Below are 23,639 nucleotides of genomic sequence, written 5' to 3' on the forward strand. Positions count from 1 at the left end.
ATAGCAGGAACTCTTTTCTTCATTATACCCCAGAGGTATAAAATGTCAAACCGATTTTCCCCTTTATAATCAAAGGAAATTTATTAAAAAAAATGCCTGAATCCAGGTTACTTACCGGAATTCAGGCATTGCTGTTTTTAATTTTCTTCCACTTCACTGCGGCGCAGAATATCATACTGCTCCATCTCCGCCTCTAAATCCACGTAAAGAATCTGTCTGGAATGGGGTGCGCTTTCCTGAAGCGCTCCTTCCTCATTGTAAATGGCCTTTACAACAGCCGCCAGATTCCGTCCGTCAGGCTTCATGACTTCAATGGTCTCACCGATGGAAAACTTATTTTTCTGCTCAATCAGGGCAAAGCCTCTTTCATCGATCCGCTCCACAGTTCCCAGATAAGTATAGTTTTTTACATAAGTATTGTTGTCATAAATCTGGGCAGAGGAATCGGCCTTACCAAAATAAAAGCCTGTGGTAAATTCCCGGTAGGTACACTTGCCGATTTCTGACCGGTACCACTCCATGTTGGCCTTATAGATTTCCGGATCCTTATTGTAGTCATCAATTGCTTTCCGATAGGTTCTGGCTACGGTAGCCACATACAAGGCAGTTTTCATCCGCCCCTCTATCTTAAAGCTGTCGATTCCGGCATCCATCATTTCCGGGATATATTCAATCATGCATAAATCCTTGGAATTAAAGATATAAGTTCCCCGCTCATTTTCATAAACAGGCATGTATTCGCCGGGCCTCTTTTCCTCCACAATGGAGTATTTCCAGCGGCAGGGATGGGTGCAGGCCCCCTGGTTGGCATCCTTTCCTGTCATAAAGTTACTCAGCAGACAGCGGCCTGAATAAGACATGCACATGGCTCCGTGAATAAAGCTTTCAATTTCCATATCCTCAGGAATTTGGCTGCGGATTTCCTTGATTTCCGCCAGGGAAAGCTCTCTGGCAGAAACCACCCGTCTGGCCCCAAGCTGGTGCCAGAACAGATAAGTTCCGTAGTTGGTGTTGTTGGCCTGGGTGCTGATGTGAAGCTCCATATCAGGAAGAATCCGCTTTGCAATGGCAAAAACGCCTGGATCGGAAATGATCAGGGCATCAGGATTTATTTCTTTTAATTCTTTAAAATATTCCTCAACTCCGGGCAGGTCGTCATTATGAGCCAGAATGTTGGCCGTAATATAGACCTTCACCCCTCTTTCATGGGCAAAATCAATACCTTCCCGGATCTCTTCATTTGTAAAATTCTTGGCCTTGGCCCGGAGGCCAAAGGCTTCTCCTCCGATGTAGACAGCGTCAGCACCGTAAATCACTGCTGTTTTTAATACCTCTAAGCTGCCTGCTGGAATCAAAAGTTCGGTCTTTCTCATGTAAATCCTTTCTTGCTTTTATCAATCAGATGGTATCAGAATGCTGACTGCAATGCCGTCTCCGATGGGAACGATGGAGGTCATAAGACGTTCTGAGTGTTTCAGCTCATATAAGTACTCCCTCATCCTGGTGTGAATGGTCCTGTTTCGGCGTTCCACCCCATACCGGGACTCAATAATATCCCCATCCTGAAGCACATTGTCAGAAATCAGCATTCCTCCCGGCCTCATAAGCTCCAAAAGCCGGGGAAGCCAGATCAGATACTGCCCCTTAGCCGCGTCTAAAAAGACAAGGTCAAAGGGGCCGGTAAGCCCCTCCAGGATTTCCTGGGCATCGCCCTCTAGCAAGGTGATCCGGTCTGTCTCCCCGGCCTTTTCAAAGTTTCTTCTGGCTTCGGGAATCCTTTTTTCATATTTTTCTATGGTGGTGATGTGACAGTCACAAGGCATTACCTCTGCCATCAAAAGGGCCGAATAGCCCACTGCCGTCCCCACTTCTAAAATGGCTTTCGGCCTGACTGAGACTGTCATGGTCTGTAAAAAAGCCGCTGTTTCCTCTCTTATGACCGGAACTTTGTTCTGTCTGGCTGCCTTTCCGATTTCTCCCAGAAGGGGACTCCTGTCCCTTTCCAAAGACCGGATATAATCCGTAATCCTGTCATTTACAATCATTTCTTCTCTTCCTCTTCCCCTTTGTTTTCATTCATTTCCTGAAGGATCTCCTTGGGAGTCATGGAAGTGTTCAAGGTGTAATTTCCTGGATTTACCTTATATCCGAAAAACTCAGCCTGTATGACAAAGGAATATTCGTTGTCAATGAGGCCGTTTTCTTTTAATATCTTTGCAGCCTGAAATGCGGAAATGCCGCCGTTTACGGTCACGTTCTTATCCCGTCCCGGCGCCGCCTCCGCAGAAGAGGCGTAAAATATATCATGTCCAAAAGCATATCCCCTGACAGCGCCTTCATACAGCAGAACCGCCACCAGGGCCAGGAGAATGAGCCGGCTTGAAATGGCGATAACCACTCCCACTATTTTGTTGATCTCTTTCGTTCTCCGGCTCATATCCTTTTCCCCCATTGCTGGTCTTTATACTTCCATAATTATCGGCAGAATCATAGGATTGCGCTTCATGCGCTTCCATAAAAAGTCGCTTAAGCTGTCTCTGATGATGTTCTTGATCTTGCCCCAGTCATTGACGTGGCGTTCCAGGCAGTCATTGACAGCGTCATTGACCACATTTCTGGCCTCCTCCATCAGATCCTCTGACTCACGGACATAGACAAATCCTCTGGATACAATATCCGGTCCTGCCAAAAGCTGGTTGGAGTATTTTTCCAGAGTCAGAACCACCACGATAATTCCGTTCTGTGCTAAATTCTGTCTGTCTCTTAAAACGATATTTCCTACATCTCCGACACCCAGGCCATCCACCAGAATTCCGCCTGACTGAACGTGGTCCACGGTCTTCCAGGACTCCTGTCCCAGCTCTACCACGTCTCCTGAGGACATGACGATCACATTTTCCTTGGCAAATCCCATGGCCTGAACCAAATTTTTCTGAGCCATGATGTGACGGTACTCTCCGTGAACAGGAATGGCGTATTTCGGACGAACCAGAGCATACATCAGCTTGATTTCTTCCTGACAGGCATGTCCTGATACGTGGGTGTCCTCACAGATCACCTCTGCACCCTTCCTGGAAAGCTCGTTGATAACCTTGGAAACGGCTTTTTCATTTCCGGGAATGGGGTGAGAGCTTAAAATAATCACGTCGGTTGGCTTAATGGAAACCTTTTTGTGGGTGCTTCCCGCCATACGGGAAAGGGCTGCCATGGATTCTCCCTGGCTTCCGGTTGTGATGAGCACAGTCTGCTCATCGGGATAATTTTTCAACTGGTCGATTTCAATTAAGGTTCCATCGGGAATATTGATGTAGCCCAGTTCACTTGCCGTACCGATGACATTGACCATGCTTCGGCCTTCCACTACCACCTTGCGGCCGTACTTGGCGGCTGAGTTAATAACCTGCTGCACCCGGTCCACGTTGGAAGCAAAGGTAGCCACAATAATCCGGTTGTTCTTATGCTCTGCAAAAATGTTGTCAAAGGTCTTTCCCACCGTCTTTTCCGAAGGTGTAAATCCGGCTCTGGTGGCATTGGTACTGTCACACATCATAGCCAGAACGCCTTTTTTACCCAGTTCTGCAAACCGCTCCAAATCAGCCGGCTCTCCGAATACAGGAGTATAGTCGATCTTAAAGTCGCCTGTATGAAGGATTACGCCTGCCGGTGAGAAGATGGCAAGGGCGGAAGCATCGGCAATACTGTGGTTTGTTTTGATGAACTCAATGCGGAAGCAGCCTAAGTTAATGGACTGTCCGTGCTTGATCACCTTTCTCTTTGTATTTTTCAGTAAGCCGTGCTCTTTTAATTTATTTTCAATCAGGGCAATGGTCAGTTTTGTTCCGTATACCGGCACATTGATTTCCTTTAAAATATAAGGAAGAGCGCCGATGTGATCCTCGTGCCCATGGGTGATGACAAAGCCCTTTACCTTGTGGATGTTCTGTTTTAAGTAAGATACGTCCGGTATGACTAAGTCAATTCCAAGCATGTCATCGGTGGGGAATGCCAGTCCGCAGTCCACCACGATTATGCTGTCTTCCGATTCAAAAGCAGTGATATTCATACCAATCTGCTCCATTCCTCCTAAAGGAATGATTTTAACTTTTGCGTTACTGTCTTGTTTTTTCAATATTTTACCTCCATGTTGTAATTTTCCGTCCTGCTCCTCTCCATTGTTTCATGGTATTTCCTGTTCCATTTAACAGTCTCTTGTCACTTACCATAATCACTTTTCAATTCCCACGTCCGCACCGTCAAGCAGTTCAGAAAATATCTTAAATAAATAATCTATCTCGTTATCATCCTCTACAAATTCATACAAAGCTTCAGAATCCTCCTGCTTTGACAAATCTTTCAAGATGTAACATTCTCCATCTTCGTCTTCATCTGCCGCATCTGTTACCAGCAGATAGTTCATGTTGCTGATTCTGGTCTCTTCCAGAACGTAAAAATCCACAGCTTCCCCGTCTTCTGTTGTCAGGGTGATTTTCTTCTCTTCACTGCTCATTTGATTTCTCCTGTTATGGGCAAGCCTTCTAGCTCCGCCCTAAGCTGTCTAAGTAGCCCTGCAGAATCAAACCTGCTGCCACTTTGTCAATGACTGCCTTCCTGTTTTCGCGCCTCACACCGCTTTCCTGCAGAATTCGTTCTGAGGCTATGGTGGTCAGTCTTTCATCCCAAAGTACTACCGGAAGCTTTGTGCGCCGCTCCAGCATTTCCTTAAACTGTTCCGTTTTTTCTGCCCGGTCACCTGCCGAGTTATTCATATTCTTAGGATAACCCAAAACAATGGTTTCAATCTCATATTCCTGAATCAGTTCTTCGATTCTGGCGCAGGTTTTTCTCAGTTTGTTTTCATCTTCTCGTGTAATGGTTTCCACTCCCTGGGCCGTTATTCCCAATAGGTCGGAAACTGCAACTCCCACAGTTTTAGAACCGAAATCCAGTCCCATGATTCTCATAAATGTCCTCCGGTTGTGCGTGTTTGTTCATGTTTGTCCGTGTTTTTCCGTGTTTGCGCAGCAAAATAAAGTTGGTTTGGAACCAACTAGTTAGAACACGGCATTTCAGTGTAATGGATGGAGCCAGCTTTTTGTTGTTGGCATCCGTCCGACATGCCATTGATAATTTGGCGTAGCCAAATTATCAATGACGGGCATTCGCCCTATAGAAATATTTGTATGATTTCAGCTTTGTGAGCAAGCTCACACACTGAAATCCCACAAACATTTCTGCATGTCTAATTAAAGACAAACTGCCAGACTCCGTCTCTTCACTTTGTCTGACAGCTAGACCTAAGATTATCCACAATCTTACTTTAACATCGTATCGATATATACCCCCATAAGCTCCTCTAAAATCTCATCCCGTTCTACTTTCATGATAAGACTTCTGGCATTCTTATGGCTGGTAATATAAGTAGGATCTCCTGACATAATATAACCCACGATCTGATTAACAGGATTATACCCCTTCTCCGTGAGGGCAATATATACCTGCTCCAGAACCTGGCTTACGTCCATCTTATTTTCCTGTACTGCTTTGAAAAATTGTGTATTATGAATATCACTCATGTTTCTCACGTCCTTTAACTGTTCTCCTATATTCTAAACCAAAATTGCAAATTCGGCAAGACTAAAATAAATTTTGTCCATTAAGGTTTTAAAAACAGGACTTCATCATTAAGCATTTCCGTCACAATTCCCTTTACCATCCGGCCCTTTAAGCCCTCTTCAAAAGGAACTGCCGCCTTTACATATTCCATGGTGTGACCGATCATATAACTCTTTCCAGCCCACTGGAATTCCTCTTCCATAAGCACCTCGGCTTCTGTACCTAAAAAGGATTTCCTATATTCTAAGGACATTTCCTTTTCCAGTCCCAGAAGTATATTGCTGCGTTCTGCCTTGACAGACTCCTCAACCTGATCCGGCATATCTGCCGCCTTGGTTCCATTTCTTCTGGAATATTTAAAAACATGCATTTCGTAAAAACAGATGCTCTCCAAGTATTTTCTGGTTTCTTCAAATTCTTCTTTTGTCTCTCCCGGAAATCCCACGATCACATCTGTGGTAATGGCCGGGTTGTGAAATGCCCTGCGCAGTACGCGGCAGCATTCCAAATACTCCTCTGTATTATAACGGCGGTTCATCCGCTTTAAAGTGGCATCACATCCGCTCTGAAGGGATAGATGAAAGTGAGGGCACATCTTTGGAAGCTGTGCAAGAGCCTGGGCGAATTCCTCAGTCACGATTCTGGGCTCCAAAGACCCTAAACGAATCCTCTTTAACCCTTCCACCTCATGAATGGCCTGAATCAAGTCCAAAAGGGAAAGCCTTTCTCCCTCCGGAAAATCCTTTCCATAGGAGCTTAAGTGGATTCCCGTAAGAACCACCTCTTGAAAACCGGATGCAGTAAGACGCTTAATTTCCTCCACTACCTCACCGGGCTTCCGGCTTCTCACCCGGCCTCTTGTATAAGGAATGATGCAGTAACTGCAAAACTGGTTACAGCCGTCCTGAACCTTGATAAATGCCCTGGTATGGTCTGCAATCCGGTCAATGGAAAGATTTTCATACTCTCTCGTATCATTGATATCAATGACGGTTTCCAGTTCCTCCATTTCCCCTGTGCAGGCAAAATACTCCTCTAAAATAGAAACCAGCTCCGTCTTTTTGTTGTTGCCTACTACCAGATCCACTGCCTCATCTTTTTTCAGTTCTTCCCCTGCTGCCTGGACATAGCACCCTGCTGCAACCACTACTGCATTGGGGTTCATTTTCTTTGCCCTGTGAAGCATCTGTCTGGACTTCCGGTCCGCAATATTGGTTACGGAACAGGTGTTGATGATATAAACATCAGCCCCTTCTGTAAAGGGAACAATTTCATATCCGGCATTTTCCAGAAGCTGCTGCATGGCCTCTGTCTCGTATGAATTCACCTTGCATCCAAGATTATGCAGAGCTGCCTTTCTCATTGTATATCTCCTATCTGAATAATTGTTTATTTTCATGTAAAATTACCATTGACTTTTGCCCAATATCTCAGTAGTATAGAGGAAATAAGGGGCGGTTCCCTGACTAAAATAAGTTCACCTAAGGAGGGTTTTTACATGAAAACAATTCGTATCTCTTTAAATTCCATCGACAAAGTTAAATCCTTTGTTAATGACTTGACAAAATTCGACGCTGACTTTGATCTGGTTTCCGGAAGATATGTGATTGATGCAAAGTCCATTATGGGCATCTTCAGCTTAGATTTATCCAAGCCCATTGATTTAAACATTCACTCTGAGAACAATGCTGATGAGATCATCAGTGTATTGTCTCCATACATCGTAGACTAAAGCTTCCTTACGTGTTTTCCGGGGCCCGGCGTTTGAAAGCGCCGAGCCCCTTTTTTTATTTCTTAACACCAGACCTTTTCTACAGTAGCTATGGCTGTCTCCACCAATTCGTCGATCTTTTCCTGTAAACTTTCCTCAGAACGCTCAATCATCTTAATATTCGGCTTTGTAACCGGATGCTTTGCCACGAAGATGGTACAGCAGTCCTCAAAAGGTAGAACAGAGGTTTCATAAGTGCCGATCTTTTCCGACAAATCCACAATCTCCTGCTTATCAAATCCAATAACCGGACGGAATACAGGCATGGTGCAGGCTGCATCGGTAGCTGCCAGAGACTGCATGGTCTGGGAAGCCACCTGTCCGATGCTCTCTCCCGTAATCAGAGCCATGGCTCCGCTGTCCTGAGAAAGACGCTCTGCAATCCGCATCATGTATCTTCTCATAATGATAGTGAGCTCCTCATGAGGGCATTTATCGTAAATATACAACTGAATATCCGTAAAGTTAACAATATGAAGATGAATGGGGCCGGAATACCTGGAAACCAGCTTTGCTAAGTCCACTACCTTCTGCTTTGCCCTGTCACTGGTATAAGGCGGTGCATGGAAGTAAACAGCGTCAATCTTAACGCCTCTCTTTGCAATCATATATCCTGCCACCGGGCTGTCAATTCCGCCGGACAGCAAAAGCATGGCCTTTCCGTTAGTTCCCACCGGCATACCGCCCGGACCTGGGATAATGCGGGAATAAATATTGATTTTGTTTCTGACTTCCACGTGAAGCATTACCTCTGGCTTATGAACATCTACCTTTGTCTCAGGAAAACGGTTTAAAATCACCTCTCCCAAGTCCCGGTTGATCTGTTCTGAATTCACCGGATACCTTTTATTTCCCCTTCTGGCGTTGACCTTAAAGGTAAAGTTCTTATCCTCATAAACTTCATCAACATAAGCTAAAACCTGTTCCTTTAAATCCTCATATCCATTATCCTCCACCTGAACCATGGGACAGATGGCGGCAATGCCGAACACACACTGCAGGGCTTCAATAACCTCGTCGAAATCATAATCTGACTCTGCCGAAGCATAAATACGTCCTGACTCCTTGGAAACCACAAAGTCCCCATCCACCTTCTTTAAAGAATGGCGGATCTGGGCCACCAAAGCATCCTCAAACAGATACCGGTTCTTTCCCTTGACACCGATCTCCGCATACTTAATTAAAAATGATTTATATTGCATGAGTAATCCTATCCTCTCTGATACCTCCGTAAAACCGGAAGAAGTTCTTTTAACATATCAATACAGTAATCAATCTCTTCTTTTGTATTACTAATTCCAAAACTAAACCGCAGGGTAGAGTCCAAAAGTTCCGGTTTGACCCCGATTCCCTTTAAGGTTCCGCTGACAGCCGGGTGATTGGAGGAGCAGGCAGAGCCTGAAGACACATAAACTCCCTTGTCTTCCAGAGCATGCAAAAGCACCTCGCTTCTGGCCCCCGCAAAGCTGGCACTGACGATCTGAGGCGCCGACTGATGGCCGGGAAGGCTGTTCACCGTCACCCCGTCAATTTCCGAAAGCCTGTCAATCATATAATCTTTTAAGGAAGCAAGAGCCTTTATCTTTTGCCCGTGATCCGTATATATGATTTTAGCCGCTTCTCCCATAGCTGCAATGCCGGGAACATTTTCCGTACCGGAACGCAGTCCTCTTTGCTGGCCTCCTCCGTAAATCAAAGGCTTGATTTTCACCCTCTGGTCAATGTATAAAAAGCCCACCCCTTTGGGTCCATGAAACTTATGGGCACTGGCAGACAAAAGGTCGATTCCCTGGCGCTTTGGCCGGATGGCCAGCTTTCCATAAGCCTGAATGGCATCCACATGAAACAGGATGGCCGGATTCTTCTTTTTTATTACTTTTGCAATGGCCTCTACCGGTTCTATGGCTCCGATCTCGTTATTTACATACATGATGGAAACCAGAATAGTCTCAGGCCTTATGGCCGCCTCCAGCTCTTCCAGACTGATATGGCCTTTTTCATCCACGGTCAGATAGGTAACGGAAAAGCCCTGTTCTTCTAAAAATGCCAGCGGATTATAAACGGAAGCGTGTTCAATCCCTGTGCTGATGATGTGATTTCCGGCTCTTTTATTAGCCATGGCCGTTTCAATCAGGGCCATATTGTTGGATTCCGAACCTCCTGAGGTAAAAAGGATTTCCTTTGGAGCCACCTTTAAGGTTCCGGCTATGATCTCCGCCGCTTCCTTTATATACTGCTCCGCCTCCATGCCCTTTTTATGCTTGGCCGAAGGATTGCCGTAATCCTCCATCATCACCTTTACCATCAAGTCCCTGACCGGCTCCAGCACTCTGGTAGTGGCCGAATTATCAAAATAAACTTCCATATCTGACCTCTCTTTTATTCCGTCTCAGACGGCTCCAGCTGAAAAGACAGAACAGACAGCAGGGCAAGTCCCGCTGTTTCCGTCCTCAATATCCGTTTTCCTAATGTAATGGGCTTTGCACCATGAGCCTTTGCAAGCTCCACCTCAGAATCCTCAAACCCGCCTTCCGGCCCAATGAAGATTCCGGCGCTCATTCCCGGTTCAATTTCCTTTAAAATCTCCCTGGTTGCCCTCATGTTGCCCGCATGTTCAAATGGAATCACAGTCCTGTCCAGTTCCTTCTCAGAAAACTCCAGAGCCTGACGGAAAGTCATGACGCCTGATACCTTTGGAATGATCAGCCGTTTCGACTGCTTGGCAGCACTTTCCGAAACAGCCTGCCACCGCTTAAGCTTTGACTCTTCCTTCTTTTTATCCAGCTTCACCACAGTCCGCTTTGTCTCCACGGGAATGATCTCATATACTCCAAGCTCCACTGCCTTCTGGATGATCAGTTCCATTTTATCGCTTTTAGGAAGTCCCTGGAATAAATAAAGCCTGGCGGGAAGTTCTGTGCCTCCCTCTGTAACCGAAAGAATCTTTGCCAGCACCTCTTCTGAAGAAACGGACACGGTTTCACATAAATAATCCTTGTCCACCCCATTGCTGACTAAAATTTCTTCCCCTGCGCCCATGCGCAGTACATTTTTCATGTGGTTCACATCCGGTCCGGTGATGGATATGGTTTCCTCTCCCACCTGATCCTGGTTCACAAAAAAGTGGTACATGTTCTGCCTCTTCCTATTTTTTTCTTACAGTGACTGAGACCCATTCCCCCTGATAGGTGACTTCTACCAGTTCAAAGGCTTCATTTTCCGCAAAAGCCTTTCTCACCGCCTCTTCCTTCATATTGATAATGCCGGAGGTGATGAAAATAGCTCCCTTTTTCATATGAACTGGGATCTCCTTTTGAAGCATGATGATGATATCAGCAAGAATATTGGCAACCACCACATCGTATGCCTCAAATCCCACTTCCTCCTGAACAGCCTGATCATCAATGATATTGCCCTGGAGAACTTTGAATTTATCAGAAGAAATCCCATTTGCCTCCAGATTCTCTCCTACGGCAGTAATGGCATTTTCATCAAGGTCTGTTCCAAATACGCTCTTTGCCCCCAGCTTCAGTGCAGTAATGCCCAGAATTCCGCTTCCGGTTCCTACATCCAGAAGAACAGTATCCGGCATCACATACTTCTTTAACTGGCGGATACAAAGCTGGGTCGTCTCATGCTGTCCTGTTCCAAATGCAGTTCCCGGATCAATTTCAATTAAAAGCTTATCCTCATGTCCCTTGGGAATCTCCTCCCAGGTAGGCTTTATGAGAATATCATCCACAGTAAAGGGCTTAAAATACTGCTTCCAGTTGTTAATCCAGTCCTTATCCTCTGTTTCACCGGATTCAATGGTTCTCTCCCCCAGGTCCACAAACATGGAAAGCTCCTCTAAGCCTTCCTCCACCTTTTTTAACATACCTTCTATATCAGTATCAGAATCAGGGTCTAAATAAAAACTGACCTTTGCAACGCCCTCATCAGGAGGAAGCTCCGGCAGGATGTCGATAAACATGCCCTTTGTCTCCGCTTCCGTAAGAGGGATATTATCCTCAATCTCAATTCCTTCAATTCCGATTTCATCAAACATGCTGCTGATCAAGTCCACCGCTTCTGTGGTGGTAGTCAGCGTAAATTTTTTCCATTTCATAGCAATCCCTTATCCTTTAATAATCTTTACAAACAAACAGAGCAACACCACCATGATCACAGGGCGGACCACCTTCAAGCCGTTTTTCACTACCATGCCTGATCCAATATAATGACCTGCAATGCAGAAAATCCCGGAGGCAATCCCCAACGGAAGTAAAACCTTTCCATTGATTAAAAACGTGACCAGTGCTGCAATGTTGGAAGATAAATTAATTACCTTAGTGGTTCCGGAAGCAGACCTGACATCCATCTTTACCAGTCCGGTCAAGATCAAAAGCAAAAAAGTGCCGGTACCCGGCCCATAAAAACCGTCATAGCAGCCGATAAGAAATGCGGCTGTCATAGTGATTAAATACATTTTTTTCTTTGGAAGGGTGTTGACCTCTTCATTATCCCCCAAATTCTTATTTTTAAGAACATAGAAGGCAACTACCGGAAGAGCGGCAAGCATCATTCCCTTTAAGATTCGTTCATCGGCAAGCATGGATAAATGGGCTCCGATGGTGGAGCCTATGATGGCAAAACCGGCTGCAATTAAAGACAGAAAGCCTTTGATATACCCGCTTTTTGCAAACCGGGCCGTAGAAACCACTGTTCCCATAGTGGAACTCATTTTATTGGTGCCTATGGCGAGATGAGGGGGAATTCCTGCTGCGAGAAATGCAGGCAAAGAAATCAGCCCTCCTCCTCCGGCAATGGAATCGACAAAGCCCGCCAGAAAAACCAAAGGGCATACAATCAGATATTGATACATGTGACTTCCCTTTCTTCGGTATGAACGTCTGTATTTTTAAACATATGATATCATAACATACAATGAAACCCCTTGCAAGCGTATAAAATCAACGAATATTCAAGGCTGATTCCCTTTTTTATAAAAAAAATAATTTTTTTTGAAAAACAATGCAATAAAAAAGATGGCTGGTGCATTAACTTAATGAACGGATGAAAAGGAACTTTGTTTTGATCCGGCAGCAGAGGCAAAAAACATATCAAGTAAACGAAATTCCTTGATGCATTACACCCCATCACACCCGCCTTGGCCGCTGGAATCAGAACAGGAACCTTTTTACAATTAAAAACAGGAAATGCGCCTCATGACTAAACCATTCAGTCACATGGCGCATTTCCTGTTTTTCTTATGAAATCATTTCAGGTTCTATTTAAAGAGCCCTTTTTTTTTATGTTTTTCCCCTTCCGGTGCGATCCCGTTCATGGCATCGTCAAACTTCCGGAGAGCGTCCTTCTGGGCCTCTGTCAGCCGTTCAGGCACTGAAACCACCAAAGTCACGTAATGATCTCCCCTGACAGCCTTGTTGCGCAGGGAGGGGACACCCTTGCCCTTTAACCGCACCTTGGTGTCAGTCTGGGTTCCGGACTTTACCTCATACTCCACTTCTCCATCCACAGTCTTGATGCGGATTGGACCGCCTAATGCTGCCTTTACAAAGGAAATGGGAACAGTGGAATAAATGCTGGTATCCTGGCGCTTGAAAATCGGATGGTTGGAAACAACTGCCTCAACCAGAAGATCTCCTCTTTCACCGCCGTTGGTTCCCGGCTCTCCGGCTCCTCCAAGGCGGACGGACTGACCGTTGTCAATTCCTCCCGGAATGGTAACCTTGAATTTCTTCCTTTTGGTGTTGTACCCGGTTCCATAACAGTCCGGACATTTGTCCTTTATAATGGTGCCGGTGCCGCCGCAGTCCGGACAAGTCTGGACATTCTGTACCTGACCGAAAAAGGACTGCTGGGTATACATGATCTTTCCTTTTCCGTTACATTTGGGACAGGTAGTGGGAGAGGTTCCCGCCTTTGCCCCGCTTCCGTGACAGGTGGCGCACTCTTCCTTATAATTGATCTCAATTTCTTTTTCGCAGCCGAAAATAGCCTCCTCAAAGGTGATCCGGATGCTGGTTCTGACATTGGCGCCTCTGGAGGGGCCGTTATAACGGGCGCTGCTTCTCCTTCCGCCGCCAAAGATATCCCCGAAAATGTCTCCGAAAATATCCCCCATATCTGCTCCGCTGAAATCGAATCCGCCAAATCCGCCGGCTCCTCCGCTTCCGTCAAAGGCTGCGGAACCAAACTGGTCGTACTGGCGTCTCTTATCGGGGTCGCTTAACACACTGTAGGCCTCGGAAGCCTGTTTAAACTTCTCGGCAGCCGCAGCATCTCCGGGGTTGGTGTCAGGATGGTATTTCTTTGCTAATGCCCTGTAGGCCTTCTTAATGGCTGCGTCATCCGCATCCTTGGCCACACCCAGGGTCTCATAATAATCTTTTTTACTCTCTGCCATCTTAGGTCTTACCTTTCACTCCATGCTTAAAAACCACGGAAAAAGTGTTGTATCACTACAACACTCTTTCCAATGTTTCGTCAACCGACCAGATTAGTTTACACCTCTTTGTAATCGCCGTCAACTACATCGCTGTCCTGATAGGAAGCCTCCGGGCCGCCCATGTCAGGTCCTGCACCCTGAGCGCCTGCCTGAGCCTGCTCATAAACCTTGGCAAACAGAGCCTGAGCGCTGTTCATCAGCTTTTCTCTTCCAGCCTTGATATCCTCTACCTGGGCATCGGTCATATCTTCAATGGGTGCTCTGTTGATCGCTTCTTTTAAAGCATTTAAGTCTGCTTCTACTGATGCCTTGTCGTTTGCATCGATCTTATCTCCAACCTCTTCCAGAGCCTTTTCTGTCTGGAATACCATGGAGTCTGCATCGTTTCTGGCGTCAATGGCATCTTTGCGCTTCTTATCCTGTGTCTCGTACTCAGCCGCTTCCTTAACAGCCTTTTCAATGTCAGAGTCAGACATGTTGGAACCGGAAGTAATGGTGATGTGCTGTTCCTTGCCTGTTCCCAGATCCTTTGCAGAAACATTTACAATACCGTTTGCATCGATATCAAAGGTAACTTCGATCTGAGGAACGCCTCTTCTTGCTGGCGGAATTCCGTCCAGACGGAACTGTCCAAGGGTCTTGTTATCTCTTGCAAACTGTCTTTCACCCTGTACCACGTGGATGTCAACCGCTGTCTGGTTGTCAGCAGCTGTGGAGAAGATCTGGCTCTTCTTTGTTGGGATAGTCGTATTTCTTTCAATCAGTCTTGTGGCAACTCCGCCCATAGTCTCGATGGACAGAGAAAGAGGAGTTACGTCCAGAAGCAGGATATCGCCTGCACCTTCGTCGCCTGCCAGCTTTCCGCCCTGGATGCTTGCACCGATAGCAACACACTCATCAGGGTTTAAGGTCTTGGAAGGTTCTTTGCCTGTTAACTGTTTTACTTTTTCCTGTGCAGCCAGCATACGGGTGGAACCGCCTACTAACAGCACCTTTCCTAATTCTGCTGCTGAAATTCCTGCATCTTTTAATGCGTTCTGTACGGGAATTGCAGTGCGCTCAATAAGGTCTAAAGTCAGCTCGTCGAATTTCGCTCTGCTTAAGTTCATATCCAGATGCTTGGGACCTTCTGAAGTTGCAGTGATAAACGGAAGGTTGATGTTGGTTGTTGTGGCAGAAGAAATTTCCTTCTTAGCCTTCTCAGCAGCCTCTCTCAGTCTCTGCATAGCCATCTTGTCACCAGATAAGTCAACGCCTTCTGCTTTCTTGAATTCGTCAACCATCCACTGGGTAACACGGTTGTCAAAGTCATCGCCGCCCAGACGTGTATCGCCGTTGGTAGAAAGTACTTCGATAACGCCGTCACCGATCTCGATGATGGAAACGTCGAAGGTACCGCCGCCTAAGTCGTATACCATGATCTTCTGCTCTTTTTCATTGTCAAGTCCGTAAGCCAGAGCTGCTGCTGTAGGCTCGTTGATGATACGCTTTACATCAAGACCTGCAATCTTTCCTGCGTCCTTGGTAGCCTGACGCTGAGCATCGTTAAAGTATGCAGGAACAGTAATAACTGCTTCTGTTACCTTCTCGCCTAAGTAAGCCTCTGCATCTGCCTTTAACTTCTGAAGAATCATGGCAGAAATTTCCTGAGGACTGTAATTCTTTCCGTCAATGGATACTTTGTAATCTGTACCGATGTGTCTCTTAATGGAAGAGATGGTCCGGTCTGCGTTAGTTACAGCCTGACGCTTTGCAGGCTCGCCTACAAGTCTTTCTCCATTCTTAGTAAATGCAACAACAGACGGTGTGGTTCTTACGCCTTCGCTGTTGGGGATTACAACCGGCTTTCCGCCTTCCATAACAGCAACGCAGCTGTTTGTAGTACCTAAGTCAATACCAATGATCTTGCCCATAGTTTTTTTCCTCCTATTATTAAACAAAGTGTGAATGTAATCGTTTCTATTCTAATTAATTAGCTACCTGCACCATGGAATGTCTCACCACAGTGTCCCGGTAGGTATAACCTTTTTGAAGTTCCTGGGAAATCACATTTTCTCCCAGAGACTCATCTTCCACGTGAAGCACCGCATTATGGAAATTGGGGTCAAAGGGTTTTCCCACCGCTTCGATCGGCTTTACGCCTGCTTCCTCCAGGGTTTTCATAAGCTGTTTGTATATCATTTCCATTCCTTCTGCAAAAGGAGAGCCTTTTTCCTCCTCAGGAACGGCTGCAAGGCCTCTTTCAAAATTGTCCACAACCGGAAGGATACGTTCCACAATATCCCTTGCCCCAATTTCAAACATGGCGGATTTTTCTTTTTCCGTTCTCTTGCGGAAGTTGTCGAATTCAGCCATATTTCTCTGGAGCCGGTCTGTCAGCTCCTCGATCTTTTCATCCTTGGGGTCTTTCTTTTTCCGGGTTCCTGTTTCTTCTTCAGAACAGGTTTCCCCATCTTCTATTTCATGTTCAGGGTCAAGGACATCCTCTGTATCCAAAGCCTCGTCTGCCGGCTTCCCGTCTGTTTTCTTGTCTTCCATGCTCAATGTTCTTCCCTTCACCTTTCATCTTTTTTTAATATGATATCAAGCTGCGTCATAAGATTGCGCAATGTGCTGAGCACCTTTTGATAATCCATGCGCTTGGGACCGATGATTCCAATGGTTCCCCGCAAGCCTTCACCAAGCTCATAATTGGCTGTTACAATACTGCAGTCCTTCATGTTCTGGACAGGAGCCTCGTCACCGATGTAAACCTGGATACCTGATCCGCTCTCTGAGCTGTTCACATCATCCACCAGTCCCTGCAAAAGCTCTTTCTGCTCCAGGGTGCCGATCAGCTTGCTGGCCCGTTCCCCGTCGCTTAATTCCGGGTACTTGAAAATGTTGGTGGCTCCGCTGGTATAAATCTGAAGATCCTCGTCATCTCCCCGGATAGCTGCCGCCACCTCGGTGAGCACCCGGTCCACCACCTCACTGTGGGGACCTGCCTGGATCTTTAAGCTGCTGATCACTTCGAGATTGATTTCCTCTATGGTCAGCCCGTTGAGGGCATTGTTAAGAAGAATATTAAGATTCAGAAGTCCTTCCTCATTTAATTCTGTCCGGAGGGGAATCATAGTATTCTTAATGATGTTGCCCTCCACCACGATGACCACAAGAAGTCTTTCCTCATCAACCTTTGACATCTGGATAAATTTCAATTTGTTCCTGTGGTACTGAGGAGCACTGATCATTGCCGCATAATTGGTGTTCTGAGCCAAAAGCTTTGCCATCTGCTTTAGCAGAAGCTCCACCCGATCCACACGCTTTAGCATCATATCCTTGATCTCAGTGAACTCTTCTTCCTTTTCCTGCATGATCTGGTCCACATAAAAGCGGTATCCCCTGTCAGAAGGAATTCTTCCTGCAGAGGTATGGGGCTGCATAATGTATCCAAGCTCCTCCAGATCAGACATCTCATTCCGGATAGTGGCGGAGCTTAAGTGTAAATCCGTGTACTTTGAAATGGTACGGGACCCTACTGGCTCTCCTGTTTCCAGATAAGTTTTGATGATGGCTTTTAATATGGTAACCTTCCGCTCATCCAACTGATCCTTTTGATTCAAACTGCCCCACTTCCTTTCTGAGTTATTTTTGTTAGCACTCGACGTTTAGGAGTGCTAACATCTTCTGTTCATAATATATTCTTTTTTTTGGTTTTTGTCAATACATTACCGAAAAAATTTTTAGTGAACTTTTTGTAACACTTTTCTTTACTGTTTGTCATTTTTCTTTCAAATGTTACAAGGTGTTGACATTATTTTCTTGACATTTAACATATTTGTAATATAATAATAATTGAGAACACCAAAACAACATCATTGCGAGGTAAATCATGAAAAGCTTTCCAAGACAGAAACGAATTACCGGATTTTTGACAATCCTTTGTGTACTGCTGTTGTCCATGACTTCCATGGCAGCCACCGAGAACAGCCAGGCCGGATCAGTACAGTCCGCCAGTCTTGAAACCGCTGAGTCCATCAAAGAGAACAATACGGAGACCCCTTCTGAAGAAATCGGACCGGGCATTAAGAAAAAAGAAGAACCAGTTCAGGAAACACCGGCAGCACCTGTTTATGAAAAAGGCGAGTCCTTAGGAAACTTCTCTGCCACTGCCTACTGCCCAAGCTGTACCGGAGGCGGAAAAACTTATTCAGGAACCACTCCCCAGGCCGGACACACCTTATCAGCGGATTTAACCCTCCTTCCCTTAGGAACAAAGGTGATGATCGGAGAAACTGTTTACACAGTGGAAGACACCGGAAGCAGTATCAAAGGGAAAAAAGTGGATGTTTTCGTTGGCAGCCGTGCAGAAGCGCTGCAGTTCGGAAGACAGACCATTGAAATCTTTGCTGTTAAAGAAATTACAAAAAGTTAATATACTCACCTATAAAACGCTGCAGAAAAGCGGACTTCCCCTCTTTTCTGCAGCGTTTTTTATTTCCTTTCCATATCAGCCCTTGACAAATCTGGAAAAATGTGTAAAATAATTACTTGTACCTCATTTATTACAATTCTGTTACAAATATTTATATTATATTAAATAATATTACAGATTGTAAAAAGAAAGGATGTAATTTATGAAACAAACAGCAAAGCGAATTCACTTGCTCTCAGGAGCATTACTAATGACGGCGTTCTTATGGATCAGCGCCCTTAATATCTTTGCCGCCCAGACATCAGGCATCGTCGATTACGCAGACGAAAACGGAGTAAGAGGCTGGGCATTTAACAGCTCCCAGGCTGACCAGCCATTGGAGGTAAAAGTAGTCATCACCAATCAGGCAAACGGACAGGTGGCTGCCGAGCTGACCACAGAGGCGTCCATTTACCGGGAGGACTTAGCTGCCCAGGGCCTTGGAACAGGAAACTGCGGCTTTGACATCTCCGTACCATGGGAATCTTACGGAGAAGGCACCTTCCTGGTGGAAACCTATGCAGGCGGACAGAGATTTTCCTCCAAGCTCTATGGCAAGGGAATTCCTGCTTCCTCTCAGCTCCGCTCTCTGGGAGTGTTCCGCACTACAGCCTACTGTCCCTGCAGACAGTGCTCCGGCGGCTGGGGCGGACGAACCAGTACCGGAACCATAGCAAAGGCAAACCACACCATTTCCGTTGACCCCAGAGTTATTCCCTACGGAACACGCATCATGGTCAATGGGATCATCTACACGGCAGAGGACCGGGGCGGCGGTGTCAAAGGAAATCACATCGATATTTTCTTCAACACCCACGGAGAAACCAGAGCCTACGGCATGCGGAATGTAGAAGCATTTCTGGTTCAATAAGAAAAATGCCCTGAAAGAGCTTTACAGCTCCATCAGGGCATTTTTTTGCAAGTATCAGCGACATTCTACAACAGGAAACGGCTCATCACGTAATTGCTGATATCAATTCCCCGGGAGGTCAAACGGTAATATCCGTCCTTCCACTCCATAAGGCCGTTTTCCTCCATCTCCGACAGAATCATCCCATAGACATTTTTTATATTATGGCCAAAACGGCTGACAAATTCCTGGGCCGAGACTCCTTCTATCATCCTCAGTCCCAGAAACATGTACTCTTCCATCTTCTGCTCTATGGTCAGCTTCTCAAAATCCTGTCTTAAAACCTTCCGGAACTCTTCCTCCTGGTCAAATGCGGCATCGCAGTATTCCTTAAAATCAGGGGTATTATGAAAGCGGCAGCCTTCAAAATAAGAAGAAGCACCCAGTCCAAATCCCAGATACTCTGTTCCCATCCAGTATCCCATATTATGCCTGCATTCATATCCTTTTTTGGAATAATTGGAGATCTCATACCTCTCATATCCCTGTTCCCTTAAAAATTCCTGAGTCATATAATACATTTCCCGCTCCGTATCCTCGTCAGGAAGCTCCGGCAGGGACATAAGACATTCGTGCTCTCTCTGACGCCCGCAACGGCCCTCTGCAGGCTCATAGCCGCCGTACCGGTCATAATAGGGAGTTCCCTTCTCCACAATCAGGCTGTAAGCGGATATGTGCTCCGGCTTCAGCATAGCAGTCTTTTTTAAAGTGTTTTTCCAGGACTCCAAAGTCTGCCCCGGAATGGCGGAAATCAAGTCCACATTCACATTGTCAAAGCCCGCCATACGGACTCTCTGATAGCTTTTTAAAAATTCATCATAAGTATGAATTCGTCCCAGCCAGCGCAGTTCCTGATCATCGGCAGACTGAAGCCCCATGCTGATCCGGTTGACCCCTGCTTCTTTGTAACAGGCAAGGCCCTCAGCAGTAACAGTGCCGGGATTTACCTCCATGGAAATCTCCGCGTCAGGAAGGATATGAAAACTCTCCTTTAAGCAACAAAGGATTTCCGCCATATATTCTGCCTTTAATATAGAAGGAGTGCCTCCCCCTATAAATACGCTGATTACCTGGTATTCCTCGGCGCGGGCACCCTGACATCGGATCTCTTCTATTAATTTAAAACTGTATTCCCTCTGGGCCTGCTGATCTCCCGGGAAGGAGAGAAAATCGCAGTATGCGCATTTGCGGGCACAGAAGGGAATGTGTATATAAAGCTCTAAATCTTTTTTATTCATCATCCAATTTTAATACGCTCATAAACGCCTTTTGCGGTATTTCTACGTTACCCACCTGGCGCATACGCTTTTTACCTTCTTTCTGCTTTTCAAGAAGCTTTTTCTTACGGGAAATATCGCCGCCGTAACACTTGGCAAGAACGTCCTTTCTCATGGCTTTTACCGTCTCACGGGCAATGATCTTTCCTCCGATGGCCGCCTGAATGGGGATTTCAAAAAGCTGTCTCGGAATCTCATCCTTCAGCTTTTCGCACATCCTCCGTCCTCTGTCATAGGCAGATTCCGCATGGACAATAAAGGACAAGGCATCCACTTCCTCCTTGTTCACCAGGATGTCCAGCTTTACCAGCTCAGACCGCTCATAGCCCTTCAGCTCGTAATCAAAGGAAGCATAGCCTTTGGAACGTGATTTCAGTGCGTCAAAGAAATCGTAAATGATCTCATTCAAAGGAAGCTCATACTTTAACAATGCCCTGGTGGCCTCCATGTATTCCATGCCCAGATATACACCCCGCCGTTCCTGGCAAAGGGTCATGATAGCACCTACAAATTCCGTGGTCACCATGATTTCCGCGCTGACAATCGGCTCCTCCATGTATTCGATCTCCGTAGGGTCCGGAAGATTGGAAGGATTGGTCAGCTCCAGCATATCGCCGTTTTTCTTATAGACCCTGTAAACAACGCTGGGGGCCGTGGTGACTAAGTCTAAGTTGTATTCTCTCTCCAAACGTTCCTGAATGACTTCCAGATGGAGAAGACCTAAAAATCCGCTCCGGAATCCAAAGCCAAGGGCCAGGGAGGTTTCCGGTTCGAAAAACAGGGAAGCGTCATTGAGCTGCAGCTTTTCAAGGGCATCACGAAGATCATTGTAACGGGCTCCGTCGGCAGGATATAATCCGCAGTAAACCATGGAGGTCACTTTCTTGTATCCTGAAAGAGGCTCTTTACAAGGCCTGTTTGCATGGGTAATGGTATCACCCACTGCCGTATCTTTTACGTTTTTTATGCTGGCTGTCAGATAGCCTACCATGCCTGCACTCAGCTCTTCACAGGGAATGAACTGACCCGCGCCGAAATAGCCTACCTCTACCACTTCTTCCAAAGCTCCGGTAGCCATCATCCGGACCTTATCGCCTTTTTTCACTCTTCCTTCCTTGACCCGGAAGAATACGATTACTCCCTTATACTGGTCATATAGAGAGTCAAAGATCAGGGCCTGCAGAGGGTTCTCCGGATCTCCTTCCGGAGCCGGTATCTTCTCCACAATGGCCTCCAGTACATCTTCCACATTTAACCCTGTCTTAGCGGAAATCCTGGGAGCGTCATGGGCCTCAATTCCGATGACATCTTCAATCTCACTCACCACCCGCTCCGGGTCCGCACTGGGCAGATCGATCTTATTGAGCACCGGAAACACATCTAAGTTGTGATCCAGTGCCATATAAACGTTTGCAAGGGTCTGGGCTTCGATTCCCTGGGAAGCGTCCACTACCAGGACCGCTCCGTCACAGGCTGCAAGGCTTCTGGAAACCTCATAATTAAAGTCCACATGACCAGGGGTATCGATCATGTTAAAAATATATTCCTGGCCATCCTTGGCCTTGTAAACGGTGCGGACGGTCTGGGCCTTGATGGTAATCCCTCTCTCCCGTTCCAGATCCATATTATCCAGGACCTGGGACTGCATTTCTCTGCTGGTCAAAAGTCCTGTCTTTTCTATAATCCTGTCCGCAAGGGTGGATTTTCCGTGATCAATATGTGCAATAATGCAAAAATTCCGTATTTTATTCTGCTGGGCGCCTGCCATATGGTAAATTCCTCTTTTCTGATGTTCTCCGAATTAAAATATACCATTTTTTTAATTCCCTTGCAACACCATATCCAAAACTTCTGCCAGGGGCTCCATGGCATTTAAGGCTTCCTGATAGGTATTGGTCTGGGCCCCCACTTCAATGAGAGCAGACCTGGCCCGGAGATGCTGGTTATAGCGAAGTCCCTTTATGTATATTTTCCGGGTCAGGCCCGGGAAATAAGCTGCTGCATCAAGCTGCATCTGAAAGCTGAAAGCCAGATTTTTCTCCCTGTAGGGATTGGGCAGATATTCGATCTGACCCTTTGGAGTCTGGCTGATTCCGTTAAAAAACATGATAGGGGCTGTGGGCTTTCCGTTTACCTCATTGACCATGTGAAGGCTTTCATTGACCCCATCCCGGTGAACGTCCAGCATCACTTCAATGGAAGGATTCTCCTGAAGAATACCCGAAATCCCCTCTAAAGCCAGAGTATACGCCTTGTTCCTGTCCAGCTTTCCACCTTGCAGGTCATAAACCGATGTATCATGAATCACGTTATAACCCTTGGCTGTTAAAAGCTCTGTCAGATAAGTTCCGACTCCCACTATAGTGGCCCCCGGGTTATCCGGGCCATGGTCCGCAAACTCCTCCTGGGAGTGGGTGTGGTAAATGAGAATCTGGGGCTTATCACTTCCTCCTGCCAGGGTGAAATCCTCGGAAAGAAAGTCATCCGCCTTCATTAAATCCCTTCCTGCGGTGGTAGAAGCATGAACGCTGTAAAAATGCTTCATCATGTAGTCGTAATCAGCAAGCTGCTCCCTTCGGTAGGTAGTTCCCACAATGGGCCATATACTGCTTGAGGAGCAGGTCATAGCCGGGTCCTTTTCCACGGGAATCTCTGTCTTTACAGGCGCCTGCTCCTCCGGAGCCTTGTGAACCTCTGCATTGACGCTTCCATCCTCCCCGCTTTCCTCTCCTCCGTCATATAAAAGAAAGCTGTGTTCCTCATAAAACCTTCCGCTTTCCAAATACCCCTCATAGGCAGGGTCCGCCTCGTTATAGCCGGCTTTTGGCACCTCCCGTTTCCCCTTATACCGGTAGAGGGGGGAGCTGCCGAAGAGAATGCTGCCAAAAAAGCCGCCCGGAAGATCTCCAGTTTCTCCCTCCTCCCAGACTGCGCCGGGGTACTGGCTGCGCCAGATATAGGAGACTCCAAGGCCTGCCCCGCCCTTTAACCATCCGGCCGCCATTTGGAAGCCTCCTGTCTTTCCTGCCAGAAGCACGGCCAGAACGAGGCTTACTGCAATCATCATATTTTTTATAAACCAGTTGATTCCTCTGTCTCTCTGTCTCATAGCCTCTTCCTGCACAATGATTTACTGGAAAGCATTTTGCTCCCTTTCCCAT

The 23,639-nt window shown here is 46.4% G+C and carries 23 protein-coding genes; 3 read left to right on the forward strand and 20 right to left on the reverse strand.

Annotation, left to right across the window (positions count from 1 at the left end; translation table 11 throughout):
* Positions 1–137: 137 nt before the first annotated feature.
* The 8 genes from V7M78_RS13045 to mtaB form a co-directional block, all read right to left on the reverse strand.
* On the reverse strand, positions 138–1,373 hold the full coding sequence (locus tag V7M78_RS13045; RefSeq protein WP_333650205.1) for a peptidase U32 family protein: 1,236 nt from the start codon (positions 1,371–1,373) through the stop codon (positions 138–140).
* 21 nt (positions 1,374–1,394) lie between these two features.
* On the reverse strand, positions 1,395–2,045 hold the full coding sequence (locus tag V7M78_RS13050; protein ID WP_333650207.1) for an O-methyltransferase: 651 nt from the start codon (positions 2,043–2,045) through the stop codon (positions 1,395–1,397).
* The gene (locus tag V7M78_RS13055; protein WP_333650209.1) at positions 2,042–2,437 is read right to left on the reverse strand and encodes an aminodeoxychorismate lyase; all 396 of its coding nucleotides are present in this window, start codon (positions 2,435–2,437) and stop codon (positions 2,042–2,044) included. Before V7M78_RS13055 ends, V7M78_RS13050 begins: the two co-directional genes overlap by 4 nt.
* A 24-nt stretch (positions 2,438–2,461) precedes the next feature.
* Complete coding sequence (locus V7M78_RS13060) at positions 2,462–4,129, reverse strand: ribonuclease J (RefSeq protein ID WP_333650211.1); 1,668 nt, start codon at positions 4,127–4,129, stop codon at positions 2,462–2,464.
* Between the two features lie 96 nt (positions 4,130–4,225).
* A complete protein-coding gene (locus tag V7M78_RS13065) occupies positions 4,226–4,507 on the reverse strand; it encodes a DUF1292 domain-containing protein (protein ID WP_333650213.1) in 282 nt (93 codons plus the stop codon).
* 28 nt (positions 4,508–4,535) lie between these two features.
* Positions 4,536–4,961 (reverse strand): Holliday junction resolvase RuvX, encoded by a 426-nt coding sequence (ruvX, locus tag V7M78_RS13070; RefSeq protein WP_333650215.1) that lies wholly within the window; start codon positions 4,959–4,961, stop codon positions 4,536–4,538.
* A 351-nt stretch (positions 4,962–5,312) separates the two neighbouring features.
* Positions 5,313–5,573 (reverse strand): IreB family regulatory phosphoprotein, encoded by a 261-nt coding sequence (locus V7M78_RS13075; RefSeq protein ID WP_333650217.1) that lies wholly within the window; start codon positions 5,571–5,573, stop codon positions 5,313–5,315.
* A gap of 80 nt (positions 5,574–5,653) precedes the next feature.
* Complete coding sequence (gene mtaB, locus V7M78_RS13080; RefSeq protein ID WP_333650219.1) at positions 5,654–6,976, reverse strand: tRNA (N(6)-L-threonylcarbamoyladenosine(37)-C(2))-methylthiotransferase MtaB; 1,323 nt, start codon at positions 6,974–6,976, stop codon at positions 5,654–5,656.
* A 135-nt stretch (positions 6,977–7,111) separates the two neighbouring features.
* Between mtaB and V7M78_RS13085 the strand changes: the two genes are divergently transcribed.
* On the forward strand, positions 7,112–7,345 hold the full coding sequence (locus V7M78_RS13085) for an HPr family phosphocarrier protein (RefSeq protein WP_333650221.1): 234 nt from the start codon (positions 7,112–7,114) through the stop codon (positions 7,343–7,345).
* 62 nt (positions 7,346–7,407) lie between these two features.
* Here V7M78_RS13085 and thiI read toward each other — a convergent pair whose 3' ends face one another.
* From thiI to hrcA, 9 genes are all read right to left on the reverse strand, one after another.
* A complete protein-coding gene (gene thiI / locus V7M78_RS13090; RefSeq protein ID WP_333650223.1) occupies positions 7,408–8,586 on the reverse strand; it encodes a tRNA uracil 4-sulfurtransferase ThiI in 1,179 nt (392 codons plus the stop codon).
* 8 nt (positions 8,587–8,594) lie between these two features.
* The gene (locus tag V7M78_RS13095) at positions 8,595–9,749 is read right to left on the reverse strand and encodes a cysteine desulfurase family protein (protein ID WP_333650225.1); all 1,155 of its coding nucleotides are present in this window, start codon (positions 9,747–9,749) and stop codon (positions 8,595–8,597) included.
* 14 nt (positions 9,750–9,763) lie between these two features.
* Positions 9,764–10,516, reverse strand: coding sequence for a 16S rRNA (uracil(1498)-N(3))-methyltransferase (locus tag V7M78_RS13100; protein ID WP_333650227.1), 753 nt, complete (start codon positions 10,514–10,516; stop codon positions 9,764–9,766).
* 13 nt (positions 10,517–10,529) lie between these two features.
* Positions 10,530–11,492: a 50S ribosomal protein L11 methyltransferase gene (gene prmA / locus V7M78_RS13105; RefSeq protein WP_333650229.1), complete on the reverse strand. Its 963-nt coding sequence runs from the start codon at positions 11,490–11,492 to the stop codon at positions 10,530–10,532.
* Between the two features lie 9 nt (positions 11,493–11,501).
* A complete protein-coding gene (locus tag V7M78_RS13110; RefSeq protein ID WP_333650231.1) occupies positions 11,502–12,248 on the reverse strand; it encodes a sulfite exporter TauE/SafE family protein in 747 nt (248 codons plus the stop codon).
* A gap of 405 nt (positions 12,249–12,653) precedes the next feature.
* Positions 12,654–13,793 carry a molecular chaperone DnaJ gene (dnaJ, locus tag V7M78_RS13115; RefSeq protein WP_333650233.1) on the reverse strand — a complete coding sequence of 380 codons (1,140 nt, stop codon included), beginning with the start codon at positions 13,791–13,793 and terminating at the stop codon, positions 12,654–12,656.
* Between the two features lie 98 nt (positions 13,794–13,891).
* The gene (gene dnaK, locus V7M78_RS13120) at positions 13,892–15,748 is read right to left on the reverse strand and encodes a molecular chaperone DnaK (RefSeq protein WP_333650235.1); all 1,857 of its coding nucleotides are present in this window, start codon (positions 15,746–15,748) and stop codon (positions 13,892–13,894) included.
* 55 nt (positions 15,749–15,803) lie between these two features.
* Positions 15,804–16,373 (reverse strand): nucleotide exchange factor GrpE, encoded by a 570-nt coding sequence (gene grpE / locus V7M78_RS13125; protein ID WP_333650237.1) that lies wholly within the window; start codon positions 16,371–16,373, stop codon positions 15,804–15,806.
* Between the two features lie 17 nt (positions 16,374–16,390).
* Positions 16,391–17,440 carry a heat-inducible transcriptional repressor HrcA gene (gene hrcA, locus V7M78_RS13130; RefSeq protein ID WP_333650239.1) on the reverse strand — a complete coding sequence of 350 codons (1,050 nt, stop codon included), beginning with the start codon at positions 17,438–17,440 and terminating at the stop codon, positions 16,391–16,393.
* A 269-nt stretch (positions 17,441–17,709) separates the two neighbouring features.
* Between hrcA and V7M78_RS13135 the strand changes: the two genes are divergently transcribed.
* Positions 17,710–18,252: a 3D domain-containing protein gene (locus V7M78_RS13135; RefSeq protein ID WP_333650242.1), complete on the forward strand. Its 543-nt coding sequence runs from the start codon at positions 17,710–17,712 to the stop codon at positions 18,250–18,252.
* Positions 18,253–18,454: 202 nt separating this feature from the next.
* Complete coding sequence (locus V7M78_RS13140) at positions 18,455–19,162, forward strand: 3D domain-containing protein (RefSeq protein WP_333650244.1); 708 nt, start codon at positions 18,455–18,457, stop codon at positions 19,160–19,162.
* 65 nt (positions 19,163–19,227) lie between these two features.
* On the opposite strand, the gene hemW is transcribed toward V7M78_RS13140, so the two are convergent.
* The 3 genes from hemW to V7M78_RS13155 are packed head-to-tail and all read right to left on the reverse strand — an operon-like array spanning position 19,228 to position 23,587.
* On the reverse strand, positions 19,228–20,442 hold the full coding sequence (hemW, locus tag V7M78_RS13145; RefSeq protein ID WP_333650245.1) for a radical SAM family heme chaperone HemW: 1,215 nt from the start codon (positions 20,440–20,442) through the stop codon (positions 19,228–19,230).
* The gene (lepA, locus tag V7M78_RS13150; protein ID WP_333650246.1) at positions 20,432–22,246 is read right to left on the reverse strand and encodes a translation elongation factor 4; all 1,815 of its coding nucleotides are present in this window, start codon (positions 22,244–22,246) and stop codon (positions 20,432–20,434) included. The genes hemW and lepA overlap by 11 nt, the downstream gene beginning before the upstream one ends.
* 51 nt (positions 22,247–22,297) lie before the next feature.
* Positions 22,298–23,587, reverse strand: a complete 1,290-nt coding sequence (locus tag V7M78_RS13155; RefSeq protein ID WP_333650247.1) for a stage II sporulation protein P — start codon at positions 23,585–23,587, stop codon at positions 22,298–22,300.
* Positions 23,588–23,639: the final 52 nt, after the last annotated feature.

Origin of the sequence: Lacrimispora sp. (genome assembly GCF_036758025.1) — a bacterium.
Taxonomy (GTDB): Bacteria; Bacillota; Clostridia; order Lachnospirales; family Lachnospiraceae; genus Lacrimispora.